General features: G+C 64.0%; 17 protein-coding genes. 13 read left to right on the top strand and 4 right to left on the bottom strand.

From position 1 onward, the window contains the following. Positions 1 to 2: 2 nt before the first annotated feature. From AC0L3X_RS05485 to AC0L3X_RS05460, 6 genes are all read left to right on the top strand, one after another. Entirely contained in the window at positions 3 to 455 is a 453-nt protein-coding gene (locus AC0L3X_RS05485) for a nucleoside deaminase (protein WP_283016632.1), read from the top strand. 57 nt (positions 456 to 512) lie between these two features. Then, positions 513 to 1,859 (top strand): pyruvate dehydrogenase complex dihydrolipoamide acetyltransferase, encoded by a 1,347-nt coding sequence (locus AC0L3X_RS05480; RefSeq protein ID WP_283016631.1) that lies wholly within the window; start codon positions 513 to 515, stop codon positions 1,857 to 1,859. A gap of 8 nt (positions 1,860 to 1,867) precedes the next feature. After that, positions 1,868 to 2,101, top strand: a complete 234-nt coding sequence (locus AC0L3X_RS05475) for a hypothetical protein (protein ID WP_063983083.1) — start codon at positions 1,868 to 1,870, stop codon at positions 2,099 to 2,101. 17 nt (positions 2,102 to 2,118) lie between these two features. After that, the gene (lpdA, locus tag AC0L3X_RS05470; RefSeq protein ID WP_283016630.1) at positions 2,119 to 3,540 is read left to right on the top strand and encodes a dihydrolipoyl dehydrogenase; all 1,422 of its coding nucleotides are present in this window, start codon (positions 2,119 to 2,121) and stop codon (positions 3,538 to 3,540) included. 183 nt (positions 3,541 to 3,723) lie between these two features. Beyond that, positions 3,724 to 4,965: a threonine synthase gene (locus tag AC0L3X_RS05465; protein ID WP_283016629.1), complete on the top strand. Its 1,242-nt coding sequence runs from the start codon at positions 3,724 to 3,726 to the stop codon at positions 4,963 to 4,965. 127 nt (positions 4,966 to 5,092) lie between these two features. Continuing rightward, a complete protein-coding gene (locus AC0L3X_RS05460) occupies positions 5,093 to 6,064 on the top strand; it encodes a tripartite tricarboxylate transporter substrate binding protein BugD (protein WP_259257381.1) in 972 nt (323 codons plus the stop codon). A gap of 79 nt (positions 6,065 to 6,143) precedes the next feature. Here AC0L3X_RS05460 and AC0L3X_RS05455 read toward each other — a convergent pair whose 3' ends face one another. The 3 genes from AC0L3X_RS05455 to AC0L3X_RS05445 form a co-directional block, all read right to left on the bottom strand. Beyond that, on the bottom strand, positions 6,144 to 6,530 hold the full coding sequence (locus AC0L3X_RS05455) for a response regulator transcription factor (protein ID WP_208087041.1): 387 nt from the start codon (positions 6,528 to 6,530) through the stop codon (positions 6,144 to 6,146). 87 nt (positions 6,531 to 6,617) lie between these two features. Then, complete coding sequence (locus AC0L3X_RS05450; protein WP_085404624.1) at positions 6,618 to 7,295, bottom strand: response regulator transcription factor; 678 nt, start codon at positions 7,293 to 7,295, stop codon at positions 6,618 to 6,620. After that, positions 7,292 to 9,718, bottom strand: coding sequence for a PAS domain-containing protein (locus AC0L3X_RS05445; RefSeq protein WP_283016628.1), 2,427 nt, complete (start codon positions 9,716 to 9,718; stop codon positions 7,292 to 7,294). The genes AC0L3X_RS05450 and AC0L3X_RS05445 overlap by 4 nt, the downstream gene beginning before the upstream one ends. A 702-nt stretch (positions 9,719 to 10,420) precedes the next feature. Here AC0L3X_RS05445 and AC0L3X_RS05440 point away from each other — a divergent pair. From AC0L3X_RS05440 to AC0L3X_RS05430, 3 genes are all read left to right on the top strand, one after another. Beyond that, positions 10,421 to 10,819 (top strand): hypothetical protein, encoded by a 399-nt coding sequence (locus tag AC0L3X_RS05440; RefSeq protein WP_014495024.1) that lies wholly within the window; start codon positions 10,421 to 10,423, stop codon positions 10,817 to 10,819. Beyond that, a complete protein-coding gene (locus tag AC0L3X_RS05435) occupies positions 10,816 to 11,004 on the top strand; it encodes a hypothetical protein (protein WP_084795121.1) in 189 nt (62 codons plus the stop codon). Before AC0L3X_RS05440 ends, AC0L3X_RS05435 begins: the two co-directional genes overlap by 4 nt. Positions 11,005 to 11,072: 68 nt before the next feature. Then, a complete protein-coding gene (locus AC0L3X_RS05430; protein WP_193560865.1) occupies positions 11,073 to 11,375 on the top strand; it encodes a hypothetical protein in 303 nt (100 codons plus the stop codon). 90 nt (positions 11,376 to 11,465) lie between these two features. Here the strand turns inward: AC0L3X_RS05430 and AC0L3X_RS05425 are convergent, their stop codons facing one another. Next, the gene (locus AC0L3X_RS05425) at positions 11,466 to 13,652 is read right to left on the bottom strand and encodes a lytic transglycosylase domain-containing protein (protein WP_354123718.1); all 2,187 of its coding nucleotides are present in this window, start codon (positions 13,650 to 13,652) and stop codon (positions 11,466 to 11,468) included. A gap of 326 nt (positions 13,653 to 13,978) precedes the next feature. Here AC0L3X_RS05425 and AC0L3X_RS05420 point away from each other — a divergent pair, with 326 nt between their 5' ends. The 4 genes from AC0L3X_RS05420 to AC0L3X_RS05405 all read left to right on the top strand — a co-directional run bounded on the left by AC0L3X_RS05420 (position 13,979) and on the right by AC0L3X_RS05405 (position 16,744). Further along, a complete protein-coding gene (locus tag AC0L3X_RS05420; RefSeq protein ID WP_354123719.1) occupies positions 13,979 to 15,715 on the top strand; it encodes an adenylate/guanylate cyclase domain-containing protein in 1,737 nt (578 codons plus the stop codon). 126 nt (positions 15,716 to 15,841) lie between these two features. Then, positions 15,842 to 16,018 carry a hypothetical protein gene (locus AC0L3X_RS05415; RefSeq protein ID WP_166341944.1) on the top strand — a complete coding sequence of 59 codons (177 nt, stop codon included), beginning with the start codon at positions 15,842 to 15,844 and terminating at the stop codon, positions 16,016 to 16,018. 151 nt (positions 16,019 to 16,169) lie between these two features. Then, positions 16,170 to 16,382, top strand: coding sequence for a hypothetical protein (locus AC0L3X_RS05410; RefSeq protein WP_354123720.1), 213 nt, complete (start codon positions 16,170 to 16,172; stop codon positions 16,380 to 16,382). A gap of 104 nt (positions 16,383 to 16,486) precedes the next feature. After that, positions 16,487 to 16,744 carry a hypothetical protein gene (locus AC0L3X_RS05405; RefSeq protein ID WP_354123721.1) on the top strand — a complete coding sequence of 86 codons (258 nt, stop codon included), beginning with the start codon at positions 16,487 to 16,489 and terminating at the stop codon, positions 16,742 to 16,744. Positions 16,745 to 16,857 lie beyond the last annotated feature (113 nt).

Genomic DNA, 16,857 nt, shown 5'->3' with positions numbered 1-16,857 from the left:
TCGTGGCGATCGAAGCCCATCATTTCGATTTCATGCTGGAGGCGATCCGCGAGGCGGAGGCCTCGATCGCGCAAGGCGGCCTGCCGATCGGCGCCGTGCTGACGCGCGGCAACGAGATCATCGCCCGCGGCCACAACAACCGTGTGCAGGAAAAGAACGTCATCCTCCACGGCGAGATGAGCTGCCTGCGCGAAGCCGGCGTGATCTCGTTCCACGACACCGTCATGTACACCACGCTGTCGCCATGCTCGATGTGTGCTGGCGCACTCGCTCTGTTCAAGGTCCAACTGGTGGTGATTGGGGAATCCGTCACATTCCCGGGCTCCAAGGACATTCTCGACAAGTTCGGCATCTCCTGGATCGACCTTGCCGACGATCGCTCCATCACCATGATGAAGAATTGGCGTTCCATCCCTGCCAACGAACGCCTGTGGCAGGGCGACATCGGCAACTAAACCTGGTCGTCTTCGCTGTCGGAGACGACGTATTGCAAAGTTCTTCTTGAGGTCAGCATGCCCATCAACATCCTGATGCCCGCTCTCTCGCCGACAATGGAGAAGGGCAACCTCGCCAAGTGGCTGAAGAAGGAAGGCGACAAGGTCAAATCCGGCGATGTCATCGCCGAGATCGAGACCGACAAGGCGACCATGGAGGTCGAGGCGATCGACGAAGGCACGATCGCCAAGATCCTCGTGCCCGAGGGCACGCAGGACGTCCCGGTCAACGACGTGATCGCCGTGCTGGCCGGCGAGGGCGAGGACGTGAAGGCGGCTGGTGCCGCCAAGCCCAGCGCCTCGGCCGCACCTCCGAAAGCTGCTGAAGCGCCCGCCGCCGCGCCGGCTCCCGCTGCCGCGCCCAAGGCGGCGCCGTCGCCTGCCGCTGCACCGGCGCCGCAGGCCGCAGCTCCAGCCGCGCAGAGCAACGGCCATGGCGGCCGCGTGTTCTCGTCGCCGCTGGCGCGCCGTCTCGCCAAGGATGCAGGCATCGACGTGTCGATGGTGACGGGCACCGGCCCGCACGGCCGCGTGGTGGCGCGTGACGTCGAGCAGGCCAAGTCCGGCAAGGGCCTGAAGGCGCCTGCCGCTGCGCCGTCCGGGGCGCCCTCGATCGCGCCGACCATGTCGGACAAGCAGATCCTGTCGCTGTTCGAGCCCGGCTCCTACGAGATCGTGCCGCATGACGGCATGCGCCGCACGATCGCGCAGCGCCTGACTGCGTCGATCCAGAACGTCCCGCACTTCTACCTCACCATCGACTGCGACATCGGCAAGTTGCTCGCCGCGCGCGAGGAGATCAATGCGGCTGCTCCCAAGGACAAGGAGAAGAAGCCGCTCTACAAGATCTCGGTCAACGACTTCGTCATCAAGGCGATGGCCGTTGCGCTCCAGAGGATCCCGAACTGCAATGTCAGCTGGACCGAAAGCGGCATGGTCAAGCATCACCATTCCGACGTCGGTGTTGCCGTGGCGATGCCCGGGGGCCTGATCACGCCGATCATCCGCAAAGCCGAGACCAAGACGCTCTCCACCATCTCCAACGAGATGAAGGATTTTGCCGCGCGCGCCCGCTCGCGCAAGCTGAAGCCCGAGGAATACCAGGGCGGCACCACCGCAGTCTCCAACCTCGGCATGTTCGGCATCAGCCACTTCACCGCCGTGATCAACCCGCCGCATGCGACCATTCTCGCGGTCGGCACCAGCGAGGAGCGCCCGGTCGTGCGTGGCGGCAAGATCGAGATCGCGCACATGATGAGCGTGACCTTGTCCTGTGATCACCGCGCCATCGACGGCGCGCTTGGCGCCGAGCTGATCGGCGCGTTCAAGCAGCTGATCGAAAATCCCGTCATGATGATGGTCTGAGATGGCGCATGAGGACGCGCTGGCCCTGGATCTCGATGCTGGTCTCGCTGATCCTCACGCTCAGCCCGCTCGGCCGCGACATCGTTGACTCCGCCTTCTTCGCCGGCGAGGCGCTGTCGCGTAACATCTGGGCGCCGATCGCGCTCACCATCTTCGCCGTCATGGCGGCCGCCATTCTCTCGGAATGGCTGATCAGAACCTACATCCGCAATCGCCGCGCCCGCGGCGCAACGACCGCTTGAGTTGAACGGGAGCCGCCATGGCCGATACATCCTTCGACGTCATCATCATCGGCTCCGGCCCCGGCGGCTATGTCACCGCGATCCGCGCCGCCCAGCTCGGCTTCAAGGTCGCGATCGTCGAGAAGTCCTATCTCGGCGGCATCTGCCTGAACTGGGGCTGCATCCCGACCAAAGCGTTGCTGCGCTCCGCCGAGATCTACCACTACATGCAGCACGCCAAGGATTACGGCCTGTCGGCGGAGAAGGTCTCGTTCGACCCGAAGGCGGTGGTGCAGCGTTCGCGCGGCGTCTCGAAGCGGCTGAATGACGGCGTCGGCTTCCTGATGAAGAAGAACAAGGTCAGCGTGATCTGGGGCGCGGCCTCGATCGACGCGCCCGGTAAGGTCACCGTGAAGAAGTCCGACGTCGAGGGCCCGAAGGGCGCGCTGGGCGAGGGGGCTTACCAGGCCAAGCACATCATTATTGCAACCGGCGCGCGGCCGCGCGTGCTGCCCGGGCTCGAGCCTGACAAGAAGCTGATCTGGACCTATTTTGAAGCGATGGTCCCGGAGAAGATGCCGAAGTCGCTGCTGGTCGTCGGCTCCGGCGCGATCGGCATCGAGTTCGCCTCGTTCTTCCACACCATGGGCTCCGAGGTCACCGTGGTCGAGGTGCTGCCGCAGATCCTGCCCGTCGAGGACGCCGAGATCGCGGGCCTCGCCCGCAAGCGTCTGGAAAAGCAGGGCATCAAGATCATGTCCTCGACCAAGGTCACGAAGCTGGAGAAGAAGGCCGACAGCGTCGTCGCCACCATCGACGACGGCAAGGGCAAGCCCGTCACCACCGAGTTCGAGCGCGTGATCTCGGCGGTCGGCGTCGTCGGTAATATCGAGAATCTCGGCCTGGAAAAGCTCGGTGTGAAGACTGACCGGGGCTGTATCGTGATCGACGGCTACGGCAAGACCAACGTCCCCGGCATCTACGCCATTGGCGATGTCGCCGGTCCCCCGATGCTGGCGCACAAGGCCGAGCATGAAGGCGTGATCTGCGTCGAGGCCATCAAGGGCTTGCATCCGCATCCCATGGACAAGAACCTGATCCCGGGCTGCACCTATTGCCAGCCGCAGGTCGCCTCCGTCGGCCTCACCGAAGCCAAGGCCAAGGAAAGCGGCCGAGAGATCCGCGTCGGCCGTTTCCCCTTCGTCGGCAACGGCAAGGCGATTGCGCTGGGTGAGGATCAGGGCCTGGTCAAGGTGATCTTCGACAAGAAGACCGGTCAGCTCCTCGGCGCCCACATGGTCGGTGCTGAAGTCACCGAGCTGATCCAGGGCTACGTCGTCGCGATGAACCTGGAGACGACCGAAGAAGAGCTGATGCACACGGTGTTCCCGCATCCGACCCTGTCGGAGATGATGAAGGAAGCCGTGCTCGATGCGTATGGAAGGGTTTTGAATATTTGAGGATTGGACGGCGGCGCCGTGCCCGATCCGTCATCCTGAGGTGCGAGCAAAGCGAGCCTCGAAGGGTGAACGGCCGAGATGCAGCAGCCGGGCTCGTCGCCCTTCGAGGCCTCCGCTTCGCTCCGGCACCTCAGGGTGACGAGTTCAATAGCAACCAAGCAGAACAACAAGAGGGGTCAACCCATGCACGATAACGACAACCTGACCATCGAACGCCCGACCTTCGTCACGCACCTGGAATGCGCGATGGAGGGCGATCATTACGCTGCCGACCAGGTCCACAATCTCTCCAAGGCCGGCAAGCCGCTTTTGGTGCGCTACGACCTCGCGGGCGTGAAGAAGGCGCTGACCAAGGACGCGCTTGCCCAGCGTCCTGGCGACATGTGGCGCTACCGCGAGCTCTTGCCTGTGCGCAAATGCAAGGACATCGTCTCGCTCGGCGAGGTCACGACGCCGCTGATCCGGCTGCCGAAGCTCGGCGCCAAGCTCGGCGGCGGCGAGATTATCGTCAAGGACGAGGGACGCCTGCCGACCGGCTCGTTCAAGGCGCGGGGCCTCGTGATGGCGGTGTCGATGGGCAAGGCGCTCGGCATCAAACACATGGCGATGCCGACCAACGGCAATGCCGGCGCGGCGCTCGCAGCTTACGCCACGTCGTGCGGCATCAAGACCACGATCTTTTGCCCGGCGGACACGCCGGAAGTGAACGTCAGCGAGATCGAGCTTCAGGGCGCGACCGTCTATCGCGTCAACGGCTATATCGACGATTGCGGCAAGATCGTCGGCGAAGGCAAGGCAAAAGTCGGCTGGTTCGACACGTCCACGCTCAAGGAGCCGTACCGCATCGAGGGCAAGAAGACGATGGGCCTGGAGCTCGCCGAGCAGCTCGGCTGGGAGGTGCCCGACGTGATCTTCTATCCGACCGGCGGCGGCACCGGCCTGATCGGCATGTGGAAGGCTTTCGACGAGCTGGAGAAGATCGGGTTCATCGGCTCCAAGCGCCCGCGTATGGTCGCGGTGCAGGCGTCGGGCTGCGCGCCGATGGTGCGGGCCTATGATGCCGGCACCGAGCATGCGACGCGCTGGGAGGACGCCCACACGATCGCGTCCGGCATTCGCGTGCCGCAGGCGATCGGCGATTTCCTGATCCTGCGCGCGGTGCGCGAGAGCAAGGGTTTTGCCATCGCGGTCGACGACGACAAGATCTCGGCGGCGCTGAACGAGGTCGCACGCGAGGAGGGGCTGCTGCTGTGCCCCGAGGGCGCCGCCACCTACGCCGCCTACAAGGACAGCCTTGCCGACGGCCGCGTCAGCAAGACCGACCGCGTGATGCTCTTCAACTGCGCGACGGGCCTGAAGTACCCGCTGCCGCCGGTGACCCGCACGCTCGATCGCCACAAGCCGATCGACTACACGCAGTTCTAGGCACGACCAGACCGCCGGAGCGCGATGGTCGCGCTCTGGCGCGTCATTTCGTCTCTTCACGACCGATCCCTCTTCCCGTACGCGGGAGGGCACAAAAAACAACAAAGACATCGCTGGGGAGAAGACAATGAAGAAGGCCATCTGGGCTGGGCTGTTCGGTATTCTCGCTGTGACCGGCGCCGCGCGCGCCGACGACTATCCCTCGCATCCCATCACCGTCATCGTTCCCTTCGCGGCCGGCGGGCCGTCGGATGCGATGGCGCGCGTGCTCGCCGAGCGCATGCGGGTGACGCTCGGCCAGCCGCTGGTGATCGAGAATGTCACCGGCGCGGGCGGTTCGATCGGCGTCGGGCGCGCCGTCCAATCGGCGCCGGACGGCTACACGATCTCCTTCGGCCATCTCGGCACCCATGTTGCCAACGGCGCCGTCTACAAGCTCAAATATGACCTCGTTGCCGATCTCGAGCCGGTGGTGCTGCTGCCGAGCAATCCGATGATCGTCGTCAGCAAGAACGCGGTGCCCGCGACCTCGTTGAAGGAGCTCATCGAGTGGCTGAAGTCGCGGCCGTCGCCGCCGACCGCCGGCACCGCCGGCGCGGGCTCCGGCAGCCATATCGCCGGTGTCTATTTCGAGAGCGTCAGCGGCATCAAGCTGCAATATGTGCCGTATCGCGGCACGGCGCCCGCGCTGAACGATCTCATCGCCGGCCAGATCGACGTCATCATCGATCAGACCTCCAACTCCATCAACCAGGTCCGCGCCGGCACGATCCGCGCCTATGCCATCACCGACGACAAGCGGCTCTCGTCGGCGCCGGACATTCCGACGGCAGCCGAGGCGGGACTGAAAGGCTTCAACATGACGTTGTGGTCGGGCCTGTGGGTGCCGAAGGGCACGCCGAAGGAGATCGTCACCAAGCTCAATGCGGCCGCCGTGGAAGCGCTGAACGATCCCGCCGTGAAGAAGCAGCTCGAAAGCCAGGGCCTCGAGATGACGCCCAAGGATCAGCTCACGCCCGAAGCGCTCGGCGCGCGCCAGAAGGCGGAAATCGCAAAATGGTGGCCGATTATCAAGGCCGCCGACATCAAGGTGGATTGAGGCGGATTGCCTTTTCGGATGCGGCCACAACGTCAAGTGGCCGCACCCTGTGGAACAATCAGGTTCACGCGGCGCCGCGTTACGTCTTGGCTTCGCTGTGCTTCGACAGGGCCGTCTCCAGACAATTGATCAGAGCCGGCGTGGAAAACGGCTTCGCGAGAAAGCAGATGGCGCCAGCTTTCAGCGCGCGGTCGCGCACGGCATCGTCGGGAAAGGCGGTCATGAAGATAAACGGCGTGCGGTGACCGAGGCCGCGCATATGCATCAGGAGATCAACGCCGCTCATGACCGACATCTGCACATCCGCGATCACGCAGGACGTCGTCCTCAGTTCGGCCGACTGGAGAAATTCGAGAGCGGAGCCAAAGATGTAGACGGTGTATCCCCGCGACGTCAGCAGATTGTTGGTCGCAAGGCGGACGGATGGATCATCGTCAATGACGGAAATGACCGAAGGGACTGACAAGATGATCGCTCCTGATCGGGGAGCGGCCGCGCGCGGCGCAGCCGCCCATCGGAAAATGGGCCCCCGGAGCGACCTTGGAAAGCATACTTAGGTTTGCACCTTTCCCCCCGGGCGTGGAATTCCGAGCACCTCGGTCATTCTGACGAGATCGGCCAATGACTTCGCACCCATTTTCCGCATGATCTGCCCGCGATAGATCTTGACGGTAATCTCAGCCAATCCAAGCTCGGCAGCGACTTGCTTGTTCATCAGGCCGGACGCAACCAGGGCGAGAATGTCGCGTTGACGCGGCGTCAGGCCTTCGAAGCGAGTCCGCACGCTCGACACCGACTTCTCGGCATCGCGCCGCTTGCGATCGCGTTCGATCGCAGCCTGGACCGCGTCCAGCATGTCCTGGTCGCGCACCGGCTTGGTCAGAAAATCGATGGCGCCACTCTTCATGGCCCGGACGGTCATGGGGATATCGCCATGACCGGTGATGAAGATGATAGGCGTGCGAATGTCGGCCTTCACGAGGTCCGCCTGGAGGTCGAAGCCGCTCGAGCCGGGCAGGCGGATGTCGAGCACGAGGCAACTGGGGACCACCGGCGGCTTGGCTTCCATGACCTCCGCCGCCGAGCCGAAGGCCTCCACCCTGAGGCCGACCGATTGGAAGAGATTGGTGAGCGCCCGCCGCATCGACGGATCGTCATCGACGATCAGGACGATCGGATCATCGGCCCCCGCCTGTGCCTGCGCCTGCGTTGGCTTGGCGTGGTCGGTCACGACGCGGCCTCGTGTGGGAAGGGCAGGGCAATCTGGAATGTTGCACCGCTTCCCTCATTTGGGAATGCCGAAAGCCGGCCCGCGTGAGCCTCGATGATCGATCGGCAGATCGATAGTCCCATCCCCAGGCCGCTCGACTTTGTGGTGAAGAACGGCATGAACATGCGGTCTGTCACGTCGCTGTCAAGGCCGAGACCGCGATCCGTCACGGTAAGAAGCAGGTGCTCGTCGCCGTCTCGACTGGAGCGAATTGCCAGCTCGCGCGGGAGCTCGACATTGGCTTGCATGGCTTCGATCCCGTTCATGACGAGGTTGATCAGCACCTGCTGGAGCTGGATCCGATCGCCGCAAATGTTGGGCAGGCCCGACGACAACTCCATCCGCACCGACACGGCATGGGTAGCGAGCTCGCGCCGAACGAGGGCCATCACCTCCCTCACGACCTGATTGATGTCGACTGGGACCATCTCGATTTCGGTCTTTTTCGCGAGCGCCCGGATCCGGCGGATCACCTCGCTGGCCCGATTGGCGTCCTCGACGATCCACTCGACGGAACGGCGCGCAGCGTCGAGATCGGCCGGGTCGCGGCCGAGCCAACCGATACAGGCGTCGGCATTGGAAATGACGGCGGCGAGCGGCTGATTGATTTCGTGGGCAATCGAGGCGGTGAGCTCGCCGAGCGTCGTGATGCGCGTGACATGCGCGAGCTCGGCTTGCGCTTTGCGCAGGGCATCTTCGGCCTGCTCGGTGCGGATCGCCGCTGTCACATCGCTGCTGACGCCACGATAGCCGAGGAAGTTACCATTCTCGTCATGGAAGGGCTTGCCGCTGGTACGCACGTAAATCTGAGATCCGTTGCGATCCCTGCTGCGGTAAACCAGGTCGCGGAACGGAAGGTGGGCATCGAGCGCCGCGCGATGCTGCTCCCATTTCTCGGGCTCGAACTCGGCATCGGGCGGAATGTCCCAACGGGTCAGCCCGATCAAGCCGGTCGGCACCGGACTGGCCGTGTCGGCGTGTTCCGATATCCGGGTGATGCGGTGATCCGGCCCAGTCTCCCAAAACCAGTCCGATGCGGTTTCGGCATAGTCGCGGAAGCGCTGCTCGGATTGCTTGAGCTCGTCAAAGGCCTTTTGCAGCGCTTCTTTTGCGGCGAACTGCTCGGTGACGTCCACGTGCGTGCCGATGATTTCCATCACATCGCCATCGCCGCCTTTGACAGGATGTCCCTCCGTATGGACACGTCGTATCGAACCGTCCGGACGCGCAATCCGAAAGTCGATTTCGAAGGGCTCCCCTTGGTGGATTGCGCGACGTTCCACGTCGGCAATTCGTCGAAAGTCATCGGCGAGGATCCGTTGCTGGAAAGCCCGCGCCGGGACATCGATCTGGTCCGGCTCAAATCCGAACAGGCGGTAGAGTTCAGCCGATCGGTAGGCAAACTCCTGACGACGCACGTCCCAGGCCCAGCTGCTCGTATGGCTGAGGCGCTGGGCTTCGGCCAGATAGGCCTCACTGCGGCGCAGCCTCTTCTCTGTTTCCTTTGCAATCGTGACATCGGTGACAGCGCCGGCGAACTCGATGCGCCCGGATGCACGTCTCACCGCGCGTGCCACGGAATGGAGATATTTGATGGATCCATCCGGCATCAACAGGCGATATTCATGGTCGAAATCCTCCGCCTCGCGGAAGGCTCGATCAAGAGTCTTGCGGACCGCATCGCGGTCCTCCGGATGGATGCGCTGAAACACGAAGCCCAGGTTCGGCTGCATGGCCGGGTCACATTGGAAAATGCGAAAGGTTTCCCTCGACCAGAAGATCTCGTCGGTCGCGGGGCTCAAGCCGAAGCTGCCCGTGCGGCTCAGTTCCTGAGCCTGGGCGAGGTAGGCCTCGCTCTGCCGCAGCGCATCCTCCGCCTCCTTACGCTGGGTGATGTTTTCGCAGGCGACCAGCACGACTGGCGTGCCGTCGCCGCGCAGCATCGCCTTGGCGTTTTCACGGACCCAGAGAACCGAGCCGTCCTTGCGGATCTTGCGAATCTCCCAGGTATGCGACTGGTCCACGGTTTCCAGGCACAGCCCTACGCATTGACGGACAAAATCGCGGTCTTCCTCGAAAAAGACGTTCAGCACGGATTGGCCGGTCAACTCGGCCGCCGTGTAGCCCAATTGTGCGGCGCCAAACGTGTTCACGTTGAGCACCGTCCCGGCCGGATCGACCATGAAGTACATGACCGGATTGTGCTCGAACACCTCGTGCCACTGCTTCACGGCGTCGCGTAGATCGATGATGTCCTGTCGCGAGTCATCACCGACCGCGGGACTGTCCTTCTCGCCGGTGCCGAAAGATCGAAGCGCCGCGAGGCCGCCGAGCAGCAATTGTGCGGCCGAATTTCCAAATTTCGCGATTTGGCCAGGCATCATCGCGGGCGTCCCGGCTCGCAGGGGTCGAAGCAAGTAGAGCACTTTGCAACCAGGGGAGCAATTCCCTCCGACCAAAGTAGAACTTCGCGCCGAAACTCGCGGCAGCCGTGCAGCCTTCCGGCCTTGCGCCGTCTCGTTGCGAAGGTGCGGCGAAGGCCCGGAAAACTACGGGACAAACCTACGTATAGCTCGCGCATCCCAAGTCATAGCGCACATTTACCTCCGTACAATTGAGTCGTCCGTTGCATGCGGACTAGTCTCACAACCATCGAAGGGACGCGATGTGCAAGGCCACAAGCCGGCGATTGGCTCGATGTGCTGCTGATAGCTCCGCGTCCATTGCCCGACCTGCCGCACGCTTGGCTGGTCGCGATTGAGAGGCCGCATTTCAGTAACGAGCGTGGATGGTCGGGCGTCAGCGTACGCGCGAAGCCACGACCATGAGAGCCGGGAGGAGAGCATGATGTGCGATACGCCTGAACACTCCGAGCGTGGCCCTGCTGCAAAGGCCTGCGCTGTCTGTAGCGGCAAGTTTGGCCTGATCCGATATTATTCGTGGCGAGCGCCGCTGTGCTCCAGAAAATGTCTCGATCGCTTCAGGGCGCGCCGCGAACGCGACCGCCGATGGTTGTTTCGATTTCAGGCGGCATGAGGATTAGCCCTTCGATCGGCTCCATTCGGCAATTCTGAACCGGAGGCTGCGTGCTGAACCGTGCTTGCAAGCTCCTCTTGATGATCGCGCTGCCGCTTCCGTTGGTAACGGGGGTGAAGGCCGACGAGCTCGGACAGGATGGTGCACATCGTCATCATCCGCTCCAGGATCAGCTCCTGCACGAGAAGTTCTATTCCAGCTGGCACATGCCCGATAATCCTGTGCTCAGCTGCTGCAACAGTGCGGATTGCTACCCGACCGAGGTGCGATACGTCGACGGCCGGATCTACGCGCGGCGCCGGGAAGACGGGAAGTACATCCTCATTCCATCCCAGAAGGTCGAGCGAAACAGGGACAATCCCGACGGCCGCAACCATCTTTGCGCGCCGCCGCCGTCCGCCTCTCTTGTCGACACGGTCTACTGCTTCGCGTTGGGAGGTGCCACGTGAGATTCATATTGGTGAACGGCAGGACCCCTTTCCGCAAGACATTCTGTCTATGGTGCTGCGAGGAGATCAGCGGCGGCTATCTGCGCGACGCGAAGACGCTGCTGCCCTATTGCGGCTACGAGTGTTACGCGCTCCATCATGAAGCGGCGCCGTTGATCGAGAGGCGAGCGCAAGCGGCGTCTTGAGCTGACGGGTGGGCGAGGCGCATCGGCCGATGCGACTGCTGGCAGGGGAGGACAGAACGTTGAAATTCATGCTCGTCAACCAGGACCAACCGCATCATGGCGTCTCCTGCAGCGCGTGCGCCCGGCCGCTGGGCTCGAGCTACGTCCGGCATGTGTCCACGCAACGGCAGTACTGCGAGTATGATTGCTACCGCAGATATCAGCAGACGAGCATGGAAGCGCTCTGGCCTTACCGCAGTTCGCTCGAGATGGTTACGGTGTTGGCGGCCATTTCGAGCTGGAGTTGGATGATGCAATTCGGCGCGCTCTCGGGCGCGCTGACGGAAGCATTTCTGCGCGCGCACGAACCTTCTGACCACGGAAGGAGGTGACGGCTAGCCTAACGATGCGGGCCGCGCAGAGTCGGCGGCCGCAGTCACTGCATCCAGCTTCGCGCCGCGTCCAGCCCCGGCGTTGCGAAGCTAGGGCGCGGCGGCTGCGGCCGCTGCCGTGGGTGCCGCGCTGACTTCGTGCGTCGTGACGCGTTGCTCGGACTTCGCCGTGGCCGTGCCGCTGCCCTCGAACCGGGCGCGGTAGACCAGCACATTCTCCATCACGCGCTGGACGTAGTTGCGTGTCTCCGACAGCGGGATGCGCTCGACCCAGTCGACCGGATCGACCTTGGGGTCGCGCGGGTCGCCGCGCGCCTGCACCCATTCGCGCACCCGGCCGCGGCCGGCATTGTAGCCCGCGAAGGTCATGATCTGGTCGCCGCGATATTCCGACAGCAGCGCGCTGAGCTCGGCCGCGCCCATCTGCGTGTTGTAGACGGGATCGGACACCATCCTGTCCCAGTCATAGGTCAGGCCAAAGCGCTTTGCGGTATCGCGGCCCGCCTCCGGCGTCACCTGCATGAGGCCGACCGCGTTGGCGGGTGACTTGTCGCGCTGGTCGAACGAGCTTTCGGTGCGCGCCACCGAATAGATCACGCTGGTCTCGATCGCGGGCGCGACCTGCTTGTGCTCGGGAATGCCGATGGTCGGGAAGGCGTAATGGTCGAGCGCAAGCCCGCGGGCCAGCGCCGACTTGCCGACCTCCAGCATCACGCGCGCATCGTTGCGCCGGCCGGCGAGCTCGCCGAGCGCTTCCAGGGCTGCGACGTCGGTGCTCTCCTTGGCAAAATCCTCGGCGTAATAGAACACCATGTCGCGCTCGCCGATGCCGTAGAGCATCTCGGCGGCGCGGACGCGCTCGTCCGCGGGCTGCGTGTCGGCCGCGGCCAGCACGGGCGAGGGCGGGCGCAGCTCGATCCCGTCGACGCCGAGCCTGGCGCGTGCGAGCTGGCCGTAATAGGCGGTCGGATAGCGCGCCGCCGCCTGATAGCTCATGCGGGCATCCGCCGTCGCCCCCATCGCCTCGGCCGCGCGGCCGCGCCAGTAATGCGCACGCGACAGCGCGATCGGATTGGCCGAGCCTTCGTCGATCGCGGCGAAATGCACCATGGCCGCCTTGGGATCGTTGAGATAGCGCAGCGCAATCCAGCCGCACATGAAGTGGTAGTCGACGCGATAGACTTCCATCACGGGCACCGCCGCCGCGCGCACCACGTCGTAGGCGGTCTTGAACTTGCCCTGGTCGAGAAGCTTTCGCGCGAGCAGGCGCCGCTCGCGCCACCAGGCATCGGTGTCCTGGGCCGCCATCGTGTCGGGCGCGGCGGCCAGGATCACCTCGGCAGCGTCGTCGATGCGGTCGTTCTGGAGATGCCACTGCGCGCGGCACAGGACATAGCCGAGATCGCGGCGTGCTTCGGTCGAGACGTCCTCAAGATAATCCTTGGCCTTGTTGGCCTTGCCGGTGACGGCCGAGCAGGCCTTGACGATCGCGAGCGCGTCTTCGCCGATCCGCTTGGCCGCGCGCCTTGCACCGGCGTAGTCCTTGGCGCCGAGGCGCTTGTCCATGCGGGCGCGATGATCGTCAGCGGTCAGGAGATCGCGGAACGCCTCGTAGGAATCCTCCTCGCTGCGCTCGGACAATTCGTCCGTGCGCCAGGCCTCGCGCACCAGGCGCGTAGCCCTGTCATTGTCGCCTTCACCCAGGAGCACGCGGGCGAGCGCGAACTTGCCCTTGGCGCTGGTCGGCCGGTCCATCGTGAACTTGTGCACGGCCGCCGCGTCGCTCTTCTCCTGCCACAGCCGCGCTTCGGCGCGGCGGCGGAGCAGGGCGCTGCTCGGCCAGTCCGGATTGGCGGCGAGGAAGGCGGCATAGCGCTTGAAAGGTGCCGTGCTCTCGGAATGGCGGAGCATGAACCAGTCGGCGAGCTTCTGTCCGGCCGGATCGGCAATGCGGTCGCGCGCGGCGCTCGCATCGTCGGTCTTGCCCTTGCGCGCGAGATCGATGGCGTCCTTCAGCGCGGCTAGGTCGCCGGTGAGCGGCGGCGGCGCCGGCTTGTCCGAGGGCTCGTCGTCCTTCTTCGACTTGCGCTTGGCCTCGGCGTGCTTGCCATGGCGCGACTTGACCGCAACATGGCGCTGCTTGCCGCCGGCTTTCGTCTCATGCGTTTTCTTTGACGCCGACGATTTGTGACTGCTCTTCGCTGCCAGCTCGGCAGGAAGAAGGGCCAATGCGGCCACGGCAACGACACACGCGAGCGAGCGTAGGCACTGGTTCATTCGATGGTCCCCCTGCGAAACCACTACAAACCAAGGTCCGCGACGACATGCGGCTTGAGAATCAAAGACGACACCCAAAACGATGCCACGACATCGTTTCGCAGTCCTCACGCTCCTTCAACAATGCGGCAAAATACCGATGGGAACTCGGGAACTTCCGAAATGGCGGAAAGGGCAATGCCTTCAACCTTTGTTAACGAATAGGGCTCGCGCGACGGTTGCGCACGGTCAGGGGCGTCGCACGGGCCAGATTGCGCGTGTTCCCGCCGCCAAAACCGGTGTATTGAGTTCCCAACCGGTCCTTTCAGCTCTTACCCCCACCGCTCATGCCACTTTTCAACCAGTCGATCAGGCGCAAGATCGTCGGGATCGCCCTCGGATTGATCGTCCTGATGCTGGTCACCGCGATTCTTTCGATGGTGATGTCGAGCCAGGTCGGCGTCCTGCTCGACGAGCTGACCGATCGCTACATTCCGGCCTACGGCCATCTGGCGCGCGCCAACATCCGCTCGCTGGAGCGCTCGGTGGCGCTGCGGCGGATGGTCATGATGAAGATGCAGGCACCCTCGGAGGAGGAGGCCTATGCGGCGCGCCTGCGCGAATTCGAGGAGGCCGATCGGAAGATCGACGAGGAAGGCGAGGCCGCGCGCACGCACATCAACGCGATCATCGACGACAAGAGGACGCCTTCCGACAATGCCGGGCTGGCGCGGATCGAGACCCGCATCGAAACCGCTCTCACCGAGCTGCGTCACGACATGAATGAGGACCACGCAAAACTCCTCAAGCAGGTCGAAGGCAAGCAGATGACGGAGGCGCGCGGGACCCTTGAGCATCTCGACACCATACGCGACCAGTTCAACCAGAAGATCGACGCGATCCGCGCCGACATGCTGAAGCAGGTCTTCGCCAGTACGGCGACAGTGATCGGTCGCCAGCGCCAGGCGATGATCATTTCGGGCATCGTCACCATCCTCGCGGCGGTGGTCGGATTTGCTTTCGCGCTCCTCGTCTCCAGTGGCATCACGCGACCGGTGCGGCTGTTGCTCGCCGGCACCCGCGAGGTCGAGGCGGGTCGCTTCGACAAGACCATCACGGTCTCGACCCAGGACGAGATCGGCGAACTCGCCGCCGCCTTCAATCGCATGATCGAGCAGCTGCGGCACAACGAGCGGATCCGTGAGACCTTTGGCCGCTATATCGATCCCAAGGTGGCGCAGGGGCTGATCGACCGCCCGGAGGTCGCCATCGACGGCCAGCGCCGGGTGATGACGATCATGTTCTCCGACATGAGCGGCTTCACCTCGATGAGCGAGGGCATGACCCCGCGTGGCCTCGTCAAGGTGATGAACCACTATTTCACGGTGATGTCCGCGCCGATCCGGAGCCATCGCGGCGTCATCGATAAATATATCGGCGATGCCATCATGGCCTATTGGGGCCCTCCCTTCATTGAGGAGGACGAGCCGGCGCTGTTCGCCTGCTACGCCGCCATCGACATGGCCGATGAGGTGCCGGCGTTGCAGAAGCAATTGCCTGACCTGCTCGGCATCCGCGCCATGCCAGGCCCTTGCGATCTGCGCATCGGGATTGCCACCGGCGAGGTCCTGACCGGCAGCATCGGCTCCGAGCTGATGATGAGCTTCACCGTGATGGGCGATGCCGTGAACCTCGCTTCGCGGCTCGAACTGGTCAACAAGATCTACGGCACGCGGATCCTGATCGCGCAGGCCACGGCGGACGCGATCGGCTCGAACCTCGAGCTGCGCGAGATCGATCGTCTGGCGGTGGCCGGCCAAAGCGCATCGCAGGCCATTTTCGAGGTGATGAGCAAGGCGCACGGGCTCAGCGTCCCGCAGGAGAGCCTGCGCGCACGCTACGCCGAAGGCCTCGCCGCCTACCGCGCGCAGCGCTTCGACGAGGCTCGCGCCGCGTTCAATGCAGCGCTCGAAGCCGTGCCCGGCGACGGTCCCTCGCGCACGCTGCTCGGCCGCATCGCGCAGTTCGAAGCCAATCCGCCGGACGCCAATTGGGACGGCGCCTGGCGGCTGGAGCAGAAATAGCCGTCCTTGCCGGGCTTGCACCGCCCTTGCTGGAAAAAACGTTTCTACTCGATAACGATGTTCGCCGTGACCTATTTCTCAGGCTTAGGTTTGACGTCCCTTGTGGCGTTTGATGGGGACACGCCGATGACAGAACTTCATGACAGGCTGGAACGGTTCGAGACGCTCACCGCCGAATGCGAGCTGATTGCCAAGCTCGCCACCGACAGCACCAAGCGCGAGTTCTATCTGAGACTCTCGGAGCAGTACCGTCAGCTGGCGGTGGATATGCGGAAGGCGATCGCGACCAAGGCCGCGGCCTGACGCCACCTGCAATCCGTTCTTAATGTTTGGCGCGCATCCTTCGGGATGCGAGCGTCGCGATCATGATTGCTCGCATTGGGAATGCCGAGGTCCGTTGCGGTGCAGCGCATCTCGCTGACGTCGCTTTGCCGCTCCTCACCAGGGCAATCCCATGCGCCTTCTCGCAGTCCTCATCTTCGCGCTCATGACGGCCGCCTGCAACCAGGAGCAGGACATCACCGGCTCGACCCCGGTCTGTGCGATGCGGAGCTACACGTCCTACAATCCCCGCGACATGAACCAGTGCGTTGCCGCCTGCAAGGCGTGCGACCACGGCAACACCGTCACCTGCACCACGTCATGCACCCTCAAGGGCGCGCACTGAGCGGCGGCGCTGCCTGAAGCTGAGGAGCAGACGGTGCTCGGGCACCGGAACGATTCACATGGGTTAGTCATTGAAGGGGCAGGCAGGACGCGGAGTCCTATGGAATGGGTATGCTCGATCCCGGTCGGTTCCTGGTGTCGTGCTCGCATTGCGATGCATGGCCGATGGCGGCCAACGTCAAACGTTCGAGCTGGTCGGCGTCGCCGCACGAGGTCCGCTTCGTATGCCCGCGCTGTCGCCGCGAGGAGATCGCCATCATCTCGGCCTCCGGTGAACTGACCCCGATCCGGCGCATCGACGCTCCGCTGCGCGACGTCACCGCGGCCTGGGCTCAGGCCCAGCGGCCAAGAGGGCGGGCGTAGCCCGCCCGTCACAGGACCAAGAGATCGGGCGTAGTCGGCTCTGCGCAACGCCTTGCGCGGTCCGTTTTTTGGAACCCGGCCTACGCCGACGCGTTTCCGCTCCGACATCAACG

The sequence above is a fragment of the Bradyrhizobium sp. MI1.7 genome (genome assembly GCF_055811795.1).
This window is presented reverse-complemented; position numbering and strand designations above follow the sequence as displayed.

Bases quoted from the DNA above. Each gene is read 5' to 3' on its own strand.
- AC0L3X_RS05480 (WP_283016631.1), top strand. From the start codon at position 513: ATGCCCATCAACATCCTGATGCCCGCTCTCTCGCCGACAATGGAGAAG.
- AC0L3X_RS05475 (WP_063983083.1), top strand. From the start codon at position 1,868: ATGAGGACGCGCTGGCCCTGGATCTCGATGCTGGTCTCGCTGATCCTC.
- lpdA (WP_283016630.1), top strand. From the start codon at position 2,119: ATGGCCGATACATCCTTCGACGTCATCATCATCGGCTCCGGCCCCGGC.
- AC0L3X_RS05465 (WP_283016629.1), top strand. From the start codon at position 3,724: ATGCACGATAACGACAACCTGACCATCGAACGCCCGACCTTCGTCACG.
- AC0L3X_RS05460 (WP_259257381.1), top strand. From the start codon at position 5,093: ATGAAGAAGGCCATCTGGGCTGGGCTGTTCGGTATTCTCGCTGTGACC.
- AC0L3X_RS05445 (WP_283016628.1), bottom strand. From the start codon at position 9,718: ATGATGCCTGGCCAAATCGCGAAATTTGGAAATTCGGCCGCACAATTG.
- AC0L3X_RS05430 (WP_193560865.1), top strand. From the start codon at position 11,073: ATGCTCGTCAACCAGGACCAACCGCATCATGGCGTCTCCTGCAGCGCG.
- AC0L3X_RS05425 (WP_354123718.1), bottom strand. From the start codon at position 13,652: ATGAACCAGTGCCTACGCTCGCTCGCGTGTGTCGTTGCCGTGGCCGCA.
- AC0L3X_RS05420 (WP_354123719.1), top strand. From the start codon at position 13,979: ATGCCACTTTTCAACCAGTCGATCAGGCGCAAGATCGTCGGGATCGCC.
- AC0L3X_RS05415 (WP_166341944.1), top strand. From the start codon at position 15,842: ATGACAGAACTTCATGACAGGCTGGAACGGTTCGAGACGCTCACCGCC.
- AC0L3X_RS05410 (WP_354123720.1), top strand. From the start codon at position 16,170: ATGCGCCTTCTCGCAGTCCTCATCTTCGCGCTCATGACGGCCGCCTGC.
- AC0L3X_RS05405 (WP_354123721.1), top strand. From the start codon at position 16,487: ATGGGTATGCTCGATCCCGGTCGGTTCCTGGTGTCGTGCTCGCATTGC.